Genomic DNA, 13,871 nt, shown 5'->3' with positions numbered 1-13,871 from the left:
CGGCAGTCCTTTATTATTTTTTCAGGGAGTCGCGAATTTCGCGCAGCAGCACGATATCTTCCGGCGGTGGCGGCGGCGGTACGGCCGCCGCAGCCGCCTCGTCGCGCTTGATGCCCAGGTTGCGCGCCTTGTTCATGATGCGCACCATCTGGAAGATCACGAACGCCAGGATGATAAAGTTCAGCAGGATAGTAGCAAAATTCCCGTAGGCGAACACGGCGCCCAGTTTCTTGGCTTCCGCCAAGCTCAGGGAGGCCGCCTGGCCGTTCAGCGGGATGTAGTAGTTGGCGAAGTCCAGGCCGCCGAACAGCTTGCCGATCGGCGGCATGATGATGTCGGCCACCAGCGAGTCGACAATCTTGCCGAAGGCGCCGCCGATGATCACACCGACCGCCAGATCGACCACATTGCCCTTCATCGCGAATTCTTTAAATTCCTGCATCATTGACATGTTGACATCCTCGCTGTGTGGTCAATTGTGAACAAAACTGCGCTTGGATCATACTATTTTTTCAATTGGATTCCAAACACGCTTGCTGTTTACGCATTTGCAAGCCGAATTACGATATAAATTGACCTACATCAATTTCCGCTCATACCCCGAGCCCCTATCATCGCACCGGGAACGGTGTAAACCTGGCCAAACTTGGGAACCGAGCAACGTTGGTGTAAAGAGTTGCATCACGCATACCTTCTCCTGTAAGGTTGCGAGGTTTCGTGCTATCCAGTTTTCAGCTTCAGGTTTGTACACAGTTCTCAAGATTTTGTTCGCACTTTGACTGATTGGGGTTTGTATGAGTAACGAAAAGCAGGTCGATTCGGGCCGTCGCGGATTGCTGGTCGCGACCGGCGCGGCAGGCGGGGTAGTAGGTCTGGCCACCGCCGGAGCATTGGTAAGCACCTTCCAGCCGTCGGAGCGCGCGAAAGCCGCCGGCGCACCGGTCGAAGTGGATATTTCCACTCTCAATCCCGGCGAAATGAAAACCGTCGAATGGCGCGGCAAGCCGGTCTGGATCATCAAGCGCACGCCGGAAATGGTGGCGTCGCTGAAAAAGACCGACGGCAAAGTCGCCGACGCCGAGTCCAAGCGCAACCCCGACGAATTCACCCCTGAATACGCCCGCAACGAATGGCGCTCGCGCAAGCCCGAGCTCATGGTCGCGGTCGGCATCTGTACCCACCTGGGCTGCTCGCCCTCGTCCAAGTTCACCCCCGGTCCGCAGCCGTCGCTGCCGGACGACTGGGAAGGTGGCTTCCTCTGTCCTTGCCATGGCTCGACTTTCGACATGGCTGGCCGTGTATTTAAGAACAAGCCGGCGCCGGACAATCTGCAGGTTCCGCGCTATATGTTTTTGAGCGACACCAAGCTGGTCATCGGTAAAGACGAGAAAGGCGAGGCATAAGATGGGGGCGTTTAAAGAAACCAAATTCCCGGCCGACGCGCCGGCCGCACAAAAAGCACTGGGCTGGGTCGACGACCGCTTCCCGCTGACCAAGCTGTGGAACGACCAGTGGGGCAAGTACTACGCCCCGAAAAACTTCAACTTCTGGTACATCTTCGGCTCGCTGGCGATGCTGGTGCTGGTGCTGCAGATCGTCACCGGCATCTTCCTGACCATGCACTACAAGCCGGACGCCGGCCTGGCCTTCGGCTCGGTCGAGTACATCATGCGCGAAGTGCCGTGGGGCTGGCTGGTGCGTTACATGCACTCGACCGGCGCCTCGTCGTTCTTCATCATCATCTACCTGCACATGACGCGCGGCCTGCTGTACGGCTCCTACCGCAAGCCCCGTGAGCTGATCTGGCTGTTCGGCTTCGCCATCTTCCTGTGCCTGATGGCCGAGGCCTTCTTCGGCTACCTGCTGCCATGGGGCCAGATGTCGTACTGGGGCGCGCAGGTGATCGTCAACCTGTTCGGCGCCATCCCGTTCATCGGCCCCGACCTGTCGCTGTGGATACGCGGCGACTACGTGGTGTCCGACGCCACCCTGAACCGCTTCTTCGCCTTCCACGTGATCGCCATCCCGCTGGTGCTGCTGGGCTTGGTGGCGGCGCACCTGATCGCGCTGCACGAAGTCGGTTCCAGCAATCCGGACGGCATCGAAGTCAAGGAAAACCTGGGCGCCGACGGCCACCCGGTCGACTCCATCCCGTCGCACCCGTACTACACGGTGCACGACCTGTTCGGCGTCTCGGTGTTCCTGCTGATCTTCAGCGCGGTGGTGTTCTTCGCGCCGGAAATGGGCGGCTACTTCCTGGAGTACAACAACTTCCTGCCGGGCGATTCGCTGAAGACCCCGCTGCACATCGCGCCGACCTGGTACTTCACCGCGTTCTACTCGGTGCTGCGCGCCACCACCGCCGACTTCATGTGGGTGCTGATGTTCTTCGTGGCCGCCTACGTGGTGTTCGTCTGGCTCAAGTCGCGCCTGGCGCGCGCCACCAAGATCGTCATCGCCGTGATCGCGCTGCTGGCCATCGTCGGCATGCTGCCGCAGGTGCTGGACGCGAAATTCTGGGGCGTGGTGTTCTTCGGCGGCTCGGTGGTGATCCTGGCCTTCCTGCCGTGGCTGGACAAGTCGCCTGTCAAGTCGATCCGCTACCGCCCGAGCTGGCACAAGTATGTGTACGCCGTGTTCTTCCTGTCGTTCCTGACCCTGGGCTACCTCGGCACCCTGCCGCCGACCGACGGCCGCACCATCGTTTCGCAAGTGTGCACCCTGCTGTACTTTAGTTTCTTCCTGTTCATGCCATGGTGGAGCGCCATGGGCACGTTCAAGAAGGTTCCGGACCGCGTGGTCTTCCACGCTCACTGAGCGCTAAAGTATATAAAGGACAACACATGAACTTCCCGAAACGATTGATTGCCATCCTGGCATTATTGCCGGGCCTGGCCCTGGCCAACGAAGGCGGCGTGGCGCTCGACAAGGCGCCGGACCGCTCGAATAACCTGGCGGCACTGCAGAACGGCGCCAAATTGTTCGTAAATTACTGCCTGAACTGTCATAATGCGTCCTCCATGCGCTACAACCGCCTGAAAGACCTGGGCTTGAGCGAGGAGCAGATCAAGGCCAATTTGCTGTTTACCGGCGACAAGGTCGGCGAAATGATGACCACCACCATGAAGCCGGCCGACGCCAAAGCCTGGTTCGGCGTGGTGCCGCCGGACCTGTCGGTGATCCAGCGCGCGAAAGCGTCTGGCGCCGGCAGCGGCAGCGACTATCTGTACACCTACCTGCGGACGTTCTACAAGGACGATACCCGCCCCACCGGCTGGAACAACCTGGTGGTCAACAATGTGGCGATGCCGCACGTGTTGTGGGAATTGCAAGGTATTCAGAAAGTCGTGATGAAGGAAGTGCCCGATCCGCACGAACACGGCAAAATGATTCACGAGTTTGCTGGATTTGAGCAGGTCACTCCGGGTAAACTGCAAAAGTTGGAATTTGATACCGCCGTGGCCGACCTGGTCGGCTACATGGAGTGGATGGCGGAGCCTGCTGCGCAGACCCGCAAGAAACTGGGCGCTGCGGTCGTGCTGTTTATGGCCGTGTTCGCCTTCCTGGCATGGCGCTTGAATGCGTCGTTCTGGAAAGAAGTGAAATAGACGAGAGCGCCGGCTGGCCGGCGCTTGTTTTGCGAAGCCCGCGTTTGGCGGGCGATCGATCCGGGGTGATCCGTTCGCGGCCCACCCCCTTTTGTTCTTCTAAGGAACTACACACATGATGGTTCTCTACTCGGGTACGACCTGCCCATTTTCGCAACGCTGCCGCCTGGTCCTGTTTGAAAAAGGCATGGACTTTGAAGTGCGCGATGTCGACTTGTTCAACAAGCCGGAAGACATCTCGACCATGAATCCGTATGGTCAGGTGCCGATCCTGGTCGAACGTGAACTGATCCTGTACGAATCGAACATCATCAACGAGTACATCGACGAGCGCTTCCCGCATCCGCAGCTGATGCCGGCCGACCCGCTGATGCGCGCCCGTGCGCGCCTGATGCTGTTCAACTTCGAAAAAGAACTGTTCGTCCACGTGCACACGCTGGAAAGCGAACGCGCCAAGGGCAACGACAAGAGCCACGACAAGGCGCGCGCGGAAATCCGCGACCGCCTGACCACGCTGGCGCCGCTGTTCCTGAAGAACAAGTACATGCTGGGCGACGAGTTCTCGATGCTGGACGTGGCCGTCGCGCCGCTGCTGTGGCGTCTGGATCACTACGGCATCGAACTGTCGAAGACCGCCGCCCCGCTGATGAAATACGCCGAGCGCATCTTCTCGCGCCCGGCCTACATCGAAGCGCTGACGCCGTCGGAAAAGGTCATGCGCCGTTGATCGGCCGCAGGCCGTTTGTCTGAAGTACTGCGGCGCGTTTGCCGGCGACAGCTGGCGGCGCGCCGTGTTTTACCGCAGTCTGGAATCCCATGTCTGAAATCTCAACCAAGCCCTATCTGCTGCGCGCCATCTACGAATGGTGCACGGACAGCGGCTACACCCCCTACCTCGCGGTCAAAGTCGACGCCGGCACCACCGTGCCGATGGAATACGTGAAGAAGGGCGAAATCGTGCTCAACATCAGCTTCGGCGCCACCTCGGGCCTGAAGATGGACAACGACAGCATCCGTTTCCACGCCCGCTTCGGCGGCGTCTCGCGCGAAATCTACATCCCGGTCAACAACGTGATGGCGATCTACGCCAACGAAAACGGCCAGGGCATGGCGTTCGAACCGCAAGTCGGCCAGGCCGCCGCGCCGGCGCCGGAAACGGTGGAAGAGGTGCCGGCCACGCCGGTATTGTCGGCCGTGCCAAGCGCCGCATCCGAGGCCAAAACCGAGGCCCCAGGCGCGCCGGACGACGACAACGAGCCGCCCAAAAAGGGCGGCCGCCCCACCCTTACGCGTATTAAATAGCGTATAATCCGCAGCGTAAAAGTTACGCCGACTTAGCTCATTTGGTAGAGCAGTTGATTTGTAATCATCAGGTGATCCGTTCGATTCGGATAGTCGGCACCAGAAAGAAGCAATAAAAACAAAGGGTTACATGATTCGTCGTGTAACCCTTTTTGTTTGACGTGCCCTTCTCATGCGCTATGTAACCGCCTTGTAACCCGATTTGAAAACCGGTGCGAATTTTGTGCCTCGTCTTTATAAATCGTGGCGCAATACCAACAACCACCGGTTGAGTCACGGTTGAGTCAACCGCCCTGGTCCTGCTTCATGATGGACAACATTGAGGCGCTGTTGATCAGACCCTGGTCGCTCATTGTCTTCGCGCCTTTGCCGAGACTGGTCAAGAACACATTTAAATCCTTGGGCATGACCCGGCCATCCGTGCCATTCGCGATCTTGAAGACTAGTTCGATGGTCGCGTACATCGCCTGCTCATTCTTCAACTGTCCCCTGACTTCAACGACACGCATGAATTGATAGGCGGTACCAACAACGTCTTTGGTGCGGCCCTGGACGCTCAAAAGACCTACAGCCCGCGCGAGATGCCTGAGCTGCTTCACGGACGGGTTGTGACCCATTGCCCTGGCCATCTTTTCACAGACGGCAGAGGTTTCCTCTACGTCCAACATCGAGATGTGAACTGGGTAAAGAGCATCAAATGTGCAGGCCGATACCACAGTCGGGTCTGCATCTAAGACACGCTGTTCTGCCGCTTCTTTCTCAGACGACTTCCCACAGCCAGAAAGAAGGATCAGTGCAGCGAGTGAAGTGGCTACCTTGCGCCGCCTATTCAATTTCATAGTTCCCGAAACAAAAATAATTGAGCAAAAATGTCACGATTAGAGCGTGGTGATTTAGTATACATTGCTCGACAGTATCAGCGTGGAAACGCTGAGAAAAAGATTTGGCGAACGGGTCCGCCAACTACGCCGTGACGCGGGAGTCTCGCAAGAAGACTTCGCGGACAAGTGCGGGTTTGCACGCAGCTATATGAGCAGGATCGAACGCGGCACGTCGAACTTGTCCTTGGATGGTATAGAACGCCTCGCTGCGTCGTTCGGTATTACGGTAGAGGACTTGTTTCGAGGGCTTTAGGACGCAGGGAAGATCTCGGCTATAACTGTCGCTGCCAAAAGGGATATGATGTCACTTAAGCAATTACAACCACTCGTCATGAATAAATATAAAAACGAGCTGGATGCAGAAATCAAGACGGCGCGCGAAAGAGGTGATAGCGACGAGTTAATTGTGAAACGTCTATTTTACTTTAGACGGTCACCGATATCTCTTGTTCATGACGATGCGATCTTTAAGATATTTAGTTCCGTTGCCGACGAGTTCGGTGTCCCGTTCAAGTCCATCTACGTTTCCGGTTCGGCCCAAACTGGGCATAGTCTCTATAAAAATACGGAGTTCACCGAAAGTGACTCTGATCTTGATTTAGCTATTGTTGACGAACGACTATTTACAAAATTTAGCGAGGAAGCCTTTTCGATCACCAAGGGTTACCGCGACTTAACCAAATTTCCCAAAAGCAGCAAAATTAAGAACGTTCCAGATTTTTTTCAAAAAAACCTTGCTCAGGGCTGGTTTCGACCTGATGTCATGCCGCATTGCCAATTAAGGAAGGATTGGTTTAAATTCTTTAGCCAACTAACCCAAAAACACTTTGAATCGTTCAAAGACGTTAATTGTGGAATTTATCTATCGCCCGTGTTTTTTGAGCAGAGCCTGGTTAGAAATCTAGGTGCTTACAAATTGGAAAAATAATGTCGAAATATAAAGTTCGCCCCCGTGACCTTGTTGATATCGTCCGTGATATTCGGGAAGGCTCCATTATTCTCTCGCCATATTTTCAGCGAAAGCTCGTTTGGCGTTTAACTCATAAGATTGACTTTATTAAGACAATCTTGCTTGGATATCCGTTTCCAGAGATTTTTCTATCGCGGGGTACATTGGACGTGGTAACCATGAGGTCAACTATGTGCGTTGTCGATGGACAGCAACGTATGACCACAATTCAGGAGTTTATTAATAACGAATTCGCTGTTGATGGGAAAACGTTCGCTCAGCTTCATGAAGATCAGCAAAAGGGGTTTCTCAAGTATGAAATAGCTATTATTGATCTGGATTTGGAGCAAAACGATCCCGAGATTATTGAAATTTTCCAACGCTTGAATAGAACATTCTATGCGCTGTCTACAATTGAAAAAATGTCAGCCGAGTACGGCTCATCGGACTTCATGCTTATTGCTAAGCTGCTTTGTGGCGAGTTGCGAAAAGTGAACGGCGACGACACGGAAAATGAGAATGTTGATAATGTATTTTCGGGGTTAAGTAAAACAGATCCGAATATCGATGCGGATTTTGTTGCCTGGGGGAACAAACAAAACATTTCTTCATTCTTGGAATTAATTGTCGAATCATCAATATTTACGCGATATGAGATTCAACGACAAACCCATCTCGCCTATACTTTGAATTTAATGGCTACCATCACCGGAGGCTATTACAACCGAAACGAGCAGTTGGAAGCATATCTGGACCAGGTCGCAGAATTTGAAGAACGTGACAAATTAGTCACCCGCCTTAACGATGCCGCCAAAATATTCTTAAACTTTAAGTTCCCGAAAAATTCCGCCTGGTTTTCAAAGTCCAATGCATTTACGTTAATTAATGTCCTGGACGCGTATGGAGGTGATATTAAAAAAATTGGCAAGATTAAGATGAAGGAAATCAGGGAAAATCTTATTGCCTTTATTGACGCGCCTCCAGCCGACTACGCACTTGCAGCTCGTGAGGCAGTAAATAACAAGCGCCAAAGGATGGCCCGGCACAATACGATAGCAAATATTTTTGCTGCAACAATTGAAGCATAAACTCGCGACAGTTCGTTGTCTTTCATTTCTGTCGCGGGGGTATAAGGATCGCCGTTAAAAACCCTGAAGTTGAAGACGACTTCCCCATCCCGGCGATCCTTATATTCTAGGACTTTGCCTTTTCAACGCCGGATGGGGCAGCATTGCTTGCGCATTAGTTCCGCAGTGAGGTCAGTCCACGATGTAACAATCGCCTTCGCCGCGACAAGTAGAGATAGCGATGATCGCGCGGCCGTCGAGGTCGCCATGATGCGTTACCGCGAAGCCGCTGTCGATGCTCTGCTTGATGTTCATGATTTCGAGGATTTCGGCCATTTCGCCAGTTGTGATTTTGCGCATAATTCTCTCCGGGTTCGTCGGGCCGCTGAACAGGGGAGCCGGTTCGTCGGTGTCAACGCCAGGGCCGCGAGGGGTGACAGAAGGTATAAGATTGAGGGGTGACGACATTTTATGTCCGCCAAGGTGTTTTTCATCTCCGTTCGTCACCCATCAGGAGCCTTTAGGTAAAGGCTTTTCTGGGGTGACGAAAACAATCCAGAACTACGTTCTGGAAAAGGGGATACACCGCCCAATTTCTGCTCGTTAGGTCATGTCGTTTTCATCTCCTTTTGTTTGAGACTGGATCGAATCTTTACCAGGTGATTCGCGACAAGCTGCCGACTGATTGCCTCTCCGGTTAGCTGCTCGTAGCGCGCGGCAATCGCAGTAGGGCTAGCGGTGCCCGCAATACGCCAACAACGCCAAATCGCGTGACGGCGGCGCAACGTTGCTTCGGCCTCGGCTTCACCATAGGCCGCAGTCCGCCGCACCACGCCCAGGTCGGCGCGCAGTAGCTCAAGGACGCCAGCGCTGTCAGCATCGATGGACGCCGATTTCCTCTGCACGGGTGTCGAACGAAGCCACGCGCACTCCCACTGCTGGCTCACCGTCAGGCTCAGCGACTTGATCAACTGCCATGCCGGTCGCCTACCTGCCCAGAAAGCGTGATCGACCTCTCGGTAGAATAAGGTATCGAACCCCGTCAGCAGGCGCCGATACCTGGCATACCTTATTTGCTGTACGTGCAGACGATGCCAACGGCGCAGCCAGAGCAGGTCGCCAACAAAGAGGTCGTAACGTTGACTCAGGCTGGCATTCTTCCAGTTCAAGGTGTCATGCCAGTAGCACGGAGGGACACCACGCAATACGAGTTCCTCACCAATCAAGCGAGTCAGAAGTCGCCTATCGGTTGCGAACGCCTTCTTGAAGCCACCGATGAGCTTCTCTCGGTCTGTGGCAGCCAGCCGCTGTCGCGCGTGCTCAAGCCCGCTTGGCGCAACAGGACTAAGCAGCGCCGAAAGGCGCGCAAAGTCCCGTGGCGCTTCATCAGAAGCGCTTACTACTTCCATTAGTGACTAGTGAACTGCGCCGGATCACGAGAGACCCCAACGTCGCGCTCGAAACGCTCCGCCAGTGTCAGGTAAGCAGGCGGCGCAATGCGCTTGATGCCGACCATCATCTGCTCTGGCCCGAACGAGTGGAACACATTTGCCGCCTCTTCCTCCAGTTCAGGATGAGCTTCAACCAGCGCCAGCAATTCATGCAGGTCCGTCAAATGTGCGCTCAGAAGCTTGTTGACCATGTAGCTAAAAGAAAGCCCCGTGGAAACGGAAAGGCTCTGCAACAACTCGTCGGTTTCTTCCGGCAAATCAAGTTTATAGCTCATCGTTATCCCTTTGAATTAAACAGGCGTGGTTGCTCGGGCGTGTGATTCTTGAAATTGAGGGCACTCATGCTGCGCCCCCAGTCCCGGTGGCATGGCCGTTAGCCAGTACGCGCCTGATTGCGTCCACCGGCCACGCCAAACGCCCCATGACGCGAATGGGACGGATGGGGCCGTTTTCCAGGCAGGCCCAAGCACGCATTGTCTGTTCTTTACGGTTCAGCCAATGCGCAGCGCACGCGGTGTCCACATGGCTGCGGGTTTCCTGGTCGATTGGTGGGAATTGAGGTGTTACGATTTGCATGGAACGGGTTCCTTGTTTGTTTAACGAACCCGTAGTCTGACGAAGGACCCCAATTTTGTAAGCCAGATTAAAATCGGGCATATTATTTTCTGATTTTCTTTTTCCTTTGTTTGAGGTAAAGCCCCCTGTCCTGCAACAGGCTCCTGGTCTGCTCCTTCTTGCTTTCGACGGATCTGGAGTCAATTCCCTTGCGACTAAGCTCATCCTGAGTCCAGCCGTGGTGGACGCTGAAAGCCGCATTGAAGCTCCGCTCCCGGCGTTCTTCTTCGTCCATCGTAATGTCCGCAGTTAAAGCTGTGTGAGCGTAGGCTGGGTCGCCTAATGCGTGGAGATAGTATGCAAAGACGTGGGCGCTTTGAGGTACAACACAAGCACAACCCGAGTAGTATGCGACAACAACGGCATCATGTTTTGCAGGGTCATCTTTGGGCCGTCCCAGCCCCTGTTCGCGGCTGAAAGCGACATCCAGGCTTACCTTTTTTCCTTTGTTCCCTTCCAGGTGGCGCTTAAAACAGATTGCGACATAGCGCATAAATGGCGACGAGGCTTCATCATTGAGGATTTGTTGCGAACCATATTCCAAAACTCGGCGCGCTTTGTCTTTGTTGTCGTCCTCGCCATAAGACACTTCGCCACGAAGGAGTTCTCGCATTTCGTGATGAAAAACTACGTCACCGTAAAGGGGAAAACTTTCATCGAATTCAAAATCGAATTCTGGTACTTGGACTTGTTTCATTTATTATCGTTGCTGGTTGTCAATGGTTCCAAGTTCAGTTTGCGCCAACAACTCGCAGACCGTGGACAGCTGGGGTGAACTCGACACCGGCCTGCTCAAGAATCCACTCCTCGATCTTAATGTGCCACTTCCTCAGCAGGTCCAGCGGACGACGGATGTAGTTCTGTTCTCGCACACCTTGCGGTGCGTGGCCTTGAATTTGAGCCGCGATGCCCGCAGGCATCTCCACCCATTCGCTCAGAGTTGCGAAACTCCGGCGCAGACCGTGCAAGGTGAGGTGCGGTAAACCGGCGGCGGCAACCGCTTCATTATGGGCAATGCGCGGTTCTGCCAGCCTGCCTGATTCAGCACTGGGGCTGCTGAAAACCCACTCATTACGACGTGGCAAAGCGGCAAGCAAGTGCGCGACGTAAGGCGTGAGCGGCACCATGCGGAAATCTTCCACCTTGTCGCCTAACCTCATACTCGCCCACTGGAAATCGACATCAGCCCAACGCAACTTGGCTACCTCTTCGCGACGAGCGCCAGTCATCAGCAGCGTTTGCAGGTAGGCGGCAATGACTGGGTTGCCAATCTTGCGCACCTCATCGAACCAGGCCGCCAGTTGCTCCCGCTGGAGCAGATCATGCTTCATCTTGGGTTTGCCCAGGATCTCACGCGCGCGACTGCTCTTTGCGGCGCTCACTGTGACCAGGGCGGCATAGACCGAATGTCCTGCGCACCAATTCATAAACGCTTTGAGCAGTCGCATCGCCAGCCTCGCGCTGGATGGGCGCACCGCCGCTTCCACCTTAGCCCAAGCTTCGATCTTCGCATCGGTCAAGTCCACCAAGCGCACACCGGACAGCACCGACAGCGGGCCTGCCTTGGTCAGCTTTGGACTACGTTTCCGTTTCTCTCCGCCTGCCTGCATGATTTTTCTGTGTGCGGAGATTTGATGATCGCCCCAGTGTGGCGTGCGTTCGGCCACGTAGATCGGCCACGCATCGCCCAACGTTATCGAGTCACGAAGAGCCGCAGCGGCAGCGGCGGCTTGTTCCGCCAACTTGGCTTCACGGCGGGCCTCCTCTGCTGCCAGCGCGTCAGCTTTAACTTGACGAGGGTCTTGACCGCTGTCGATCATCACTTTCAGCCGACGTGCCTCTGCACGCGCTGCATCAATGCTCCATGCCTTGCGGTCGCCAATTGTCACGCGGATGGTCTTGCCATTCAACTTGGCTTGAAAGATGAAAGATGTCGGCGGCAATGGTTTGCCTGCTTCCGGTCTTGTAGCTCGTAGCCCAAGCCCTGGCGCTTCGGTATCCCAGATGAACTCCTGTGCCTTGTCAGGCCCACACCTGTGGGCATCAATCCTTCCAGCAGTAAACGCTACTCGCGCCATCGTCAGCCTCTCATGTAACCCCTATGTAACCGGATTGGGAGTATAAACAACGGCGTCAATTGGTGCAAATCAACTCTGTGTTTTCACAAGTCATTGATTTTAAATATCATCTCAAAATTGATGCATACCGATAAATTCTTATAAATGACATCTTTTGATGATTTGTAATCATCAGGTGGCCAGTTCGAAACCGGCAGTCGGCACCAGAAATAAGCAGGAAAAATGAAGGGTTACATGCTCACGCTTGTAACCCTTTTTTTCTTGGACCATATCTCGACCGTCTTTTCCACGCGTTCCCACAAGAATTCAGGCCTTCGCCCCCACTCGGCGATCCAGCCACTCACGTCCGCCATTGTCCAAGGCTTTGGCCACCGTTGCCGGCGGCAGGCTATACACAGTAGCCCACGTCGCTCTCCCATCGCCGGAATTGGAAGGGAAGCTGCTGGACTCGATTGGCCAATGGTACTTGCGCTTCAATGTCTTGACGATGACGGCAAGTGAGGTGCGGCCTTGCAGCGGTTCAGCGCCGGTCTGGTCGGCATCCGATATCAATACCGCCAGGACGGCGCCGCGCGCTGTCAATGGGCCTGGGAATTTGGGAGTTTTTGACATCTCATCATTCTATCCTGCGCCTAGTCGAGAGGAAGGCTTGCCTCGGGGTAGAGGTTAGGGAACAGCATCCCCAACGAATCCAAGGGCAGTCCAATGCGAACCGGACCATAAGCGGTGTCGCTCACCAGGAGGCCATCCGCCAACAGCTTCGACAGCAGCGATCTGGCATTGCGCTCGCCCAGACCTGTCAGTTGCGCAAACTCCCCGCGTGTCACTGGCCCGAGTGCGAAAACATGAATGAGTGGCAGGATCGCTTCGCGCCGCATACGCTTGTCCTGCGTTGAGCGGAAGAGGATCAGCGCCTCGATCCGCTGCGATATGCCATCTAACGCCAGCATGTTCGACATGTACGTCACCTGATCCTCACAAACGCCGAGGAAGTACTTTACCCACTCCAGCAATCCCAAAGCACTGAGGTTGCCGCGACCATCCAGATCCCCACGTCGCGGAGAGTCGGCGTTATGCAGTGCGGCGTAATAAGCGTCCGTGGACCTCGCTAATCCCCGGCTAGGCGACCAAAGGCCTTCAGACAATTTCCACAAGGCGCAGTGACTCTGAAGCCGGGTTGCCCTGCCATTCCCGTCCAAAAAAGGATGAACCCAGGCGATCCTTTGGTGGAGGCAGGCAGTGTGGATCAAAATCTGTCCCCACCCTCGTGAGGCATCGTAGACTTCATCGAGCCGCTTGAGAAAAACTGGCAGAGAACCAGCATTCGGCGGCACATGCCTGCTAACCTGCACATTCCGGGTTCGGATCTGTCCAGGAATAATCACGTCCCCGTCATCAGAAAGCCGGTCGCCGGGCGCAAGTCTTTCATACAGTGCACGATGCACATTAATCAAAAAAACCGATCGCAGTGCGGAACCAGCGTCACCCACCCCTTCCAGTTCTTTTTCCGCTGCGATATGCGCAAGCGCGATGCGCTGCAACCGGGCTATATCCGGTCGGTGCGAGAAGTCATTCTGTAGCGCCCGCTCAATATTGCGCGGATGTGTAATCTGGCCTTCTATCCGATTGCTGTAGAAGGAGTTCATCTTCTGGACAAGTTCGCGGAGCGTGGCTCGGGTTGTTTCATGCGCAACGGATGTCAGCTTTATCGAGCCCATGACAATGCTCTGGCTTAACGGCGCTACTGTTTCAAGTTGCCGGTCGTTAAGCAAAAGTGGTTCAAACTGATGTGCTGAATCGTACATTTTTGCCGCTTTTTTTGCCGGTTTACGATTACTACAAGTCTTTGATTGTACGACTATTTTTTATAATAAAACGAGCTTTTACTGGAATCGTCTGCCGCTTTATCGACATGCCATA

17 protein-coding genes and 1 tRNA gene are annotated in these 13,871 nt (G+C 54.7%); 9 read left to right on the top strand and 9 right to left on the bottom strand.

Annotation, left to right across the window (positions count from 1 at the left end):
* Nucleotides 1–13 precede the first annotated feature (13 nt).
* Nucleotides 14–451, bottom strand: a complete 438-nt coding sequence (mscL, locus tag GJ698_RS20105; RefSeq protein ID WP_154359645.1) for a large conductance mechanosensitive channel protein MscL — start codon at nucleotides 449–451, stop codon at nucleotides 14–16.
* Nucleotides 452–794: 343 nt separating this feature from the next.
* Between mscL and petA the strand changes: the two genes are divergently transcribed.
* The 6 genes from petA (at nucleotide 795) to GJ698_RS20075 (ending at nucleotide 5,012) form a co-directional block, all read left to right on the top strand.
* Entirely contained in the window at nucleotides 795–1,403 is a 609-nt protein-coding gene (gene petA, locus GJ698_RS20100) for a ubiquinol-cytochrome c reductase iron-sulfur subunit (protein ID WP_154359644.1), read from the top strand.
* A gap of 1 nt (nucleotide 1,404) precedes the next feature.
* Nucleotides 1,405–2,817 (top strand): cytochrome b, encoded by a 1,413-nt coding sequence (locus GJ698_RS20095; protein WP_154359643.1) that lies wholly within the window; start codon nucleotides 1,405–1,407, stop codon nucleotides 2,815–2,817.
* Nucleotides 2,818–2,843: 26 nt separating this feature from the next.
* A complete protein-coding gene (locus GJ698_RS20090) occupies nucleotides 2,844–3,608 on the top strand; it encodes a cytochrome c1 (protein ID WP_154359642.1) in 765 nt (254 codons plus the stop codon).
* A gap of 115 nt (nucleotides 3,609–3,723) precedes the next feature.
* On the top strand, nucleotides 3,724–4,335 hold the full coding sequence (locus GJ698_RS20085; RefSeq protein ID WP_072788101.1) for a glutathione S-transferase N-terminal domain-containing protein: 612 nt from the start codon (nucleotides 3,724–3,726) through the stop codon (nucleotides 4,333–4,335).
* Nucleotides 4,336–4,424: 89 nt separating this feature from the next.
* Nucleotides 4,425–4,910, top strand: a complete 486-nt coding sequence (locus tag GJ698_RS20080) for a ClpXP protease specificity-enhancing factor (protein ID WP_154359641.1) — start codon at nucleotides 4,425–4,427, stop codon at nucleotides 4,908–4,910.
* A gap of 26 nt (nucleotides 4,911–4,936) precedes the next feature.
* A tRNA-Thr gene (locus tag GJ698_RS20075) sits at nucleotides 4,937–5,012 on the top strand.
* Between the two features lie 182 nt (nucleotides 5,013–5,194).
* Here GJ698_RS20075 and GJ698_RS20070 read toward each other — a convergent pair.
* Entirely contained in the window at nucleotides 5,195–5,749 is a 555-nt protein-coding gene (locus GJ698_RS20070) for a hypothetical protein (protein WP_154359640.1), read from the bottom strand.
* Nucleotides 5,750–5,831: 82 nt separating this feature from the next.
* Between GJ698_RS20070 and GJ698_RS20065 the strand changes: the two genes are divergently transcribed.
* The 3 genes from GJ698_RS20065 (at nucleotide 5,832) to GJ698_RS20055 (ending at nucleotide 7,828) form a co-directional block, all read left to right on the top strand.
* Complete coding sequence (locus GJ698_RS20065) at nucleotides 5,832–6,044, top strand: helix-turn-helix domain-containing protein (RefSeq protein ID WP_371865396.1); 213 nt, start codon at nucleotides 5,832–5,834, stop codon at nucleotides 6,042–6,044.
* 78 nt (nucleotides 6,045–6,122) lie between these two features.
* On the top strand, nucleotides 6,123–6,719 hold the full coding sequence (locus GJ698_RS20060) for a hypothetical protein (RefSeq protein WP_154359638.1): 597 nt from the start codon (nucleotides 6,123–6,125) through the stop codon (nucleotides 6,717–6,719).
* Nucleotides 6,719–7,828 carry a DUF262 domain-containing protein gene (locus GJ698_RS20055; RefSeq protein ID WP_154359637.1) on the top strand — a complete coding sequence of 370 codons (1,110 nt, stop codon included), beginning with the start codon at nucleotides 6,719–6,721 and terminating at the stop codon, nucleotides 7,826–7,828. The genes GJ698_RS20060 and GJ698_RS20055 overlap by 1 nt, the downstream gene beginning before the upstream one ends.
* Nucleotides 7,829–7,999: 171 nt before the next feature.
* On the opposite strand, the gene GJ698_RS20050 is transcribed toward GJ698_RS20055, so the two are convergent.
* From GJ698_RS20050 to GJ698_RS20020, 7 genes are all read right to left on the bottom strand, one after another.
* Nucleotides 8,000–8,167: a hypothetical protein gene (locus GJ698_RS20050; protein WP_154359636.1), complete on the bottom strand. Its 168-nt coding sequence runs from the start codon at nucleotides 8,165–8,167 to the stop codon at nucleotides 8,000–8,002.
* 248 nt (nucleotides 8,168–8,415) lie between these two features.
* Nucleotides 8,416–9,216 carry a hypothetical protein gene (locus GJ698_RS20045; protein ID WP_154359635.1) on the bottom strand — a complete coding sequence of 267 codons (801 nt, stop codon included), beginning with the start codon at nucleotides 9,214–9,216 and terminating at the stop codon, nucleotides 8,416–8,418.
* The gene (locus GJ698_RS20040) at nucleotides 9,216–9,533 is read right to left on the bottom strand and encodes a YlcI/YnfO family protein (RefSeq protein WP_154359634.1); all 318 of its coding nucleotides are present in this window, start codon (nucleotides 9,531–9,533) and stop codon (nucleotides 9,216–9,218) included. Before GJ698_RS20040 ends, GJ698_RS20045 begins: the two co-directional genes overlap by 1 nt.
* Before the next feature lie 383 nt (nucleotides 9,534–9,916).
* Nucleotides 9,917–10,570, bottom strand: a complete 654-nt coding sequence (locus GJ698_RS20035; RefSeq protein WP_154359633.1) for a hypothetical protein — start codon at nucleotides 10,568–10,570, stop codon at nucleotides 9,917–9,919.
* 34 nt (nucleotides 10,571–10,604) lie between these two features.
* On the bottom strand, nucleotides 10,605–11,951 hold the full coding sequence (locus GJ698_RS20030) for a tyrosine-type recombinase/integrase (RefSeq protein ID WP_154359632.1): 1,347 nt from the start codon (nucleotides 11,949–11,951) through the stop codon (nucleotides 10,605–10,607).
* Nucleotides 11,952–12,257: 306 nt separating this feature from the next.
* A complete protein-coding gene (locus GJ698_RS20025) occupies nucleotides 12,258–12,563 on the bottom strand; it encodes a hypothetical protein (protein WP_154359631.1) in 306 nt (101 codons plus the stop codon).
* A 20-nt stretch (nucleotides 12,564–12,583) separates the two neighbouring features.
* Nucleotides 12,584–13,756, bottom strand: coding sequence for a Fic family protein (locus tag GJ698_RS20020; protein WP_154359630.1), 1,173 nt, complete (start codon nucleotides 13,754–13,756; stop codon nucleotides 12,584–12,586).
* Nucleotides 13,757–13,871 lie beyond the last annotated feature (115 nt).

It is taken from the genome of Duganella aquatilis, from assembly GCF_009674565.1.
GTDB lineage: Bacteria > Pseudomonadota > Gammaproteobacteria > Burkholderiales > Burkholderiaceae_D > Rugamonas > Rugamonas aquatilis.
This window is presented reverse-complemented; position numbering and strand designations above follow the sequence as displayed.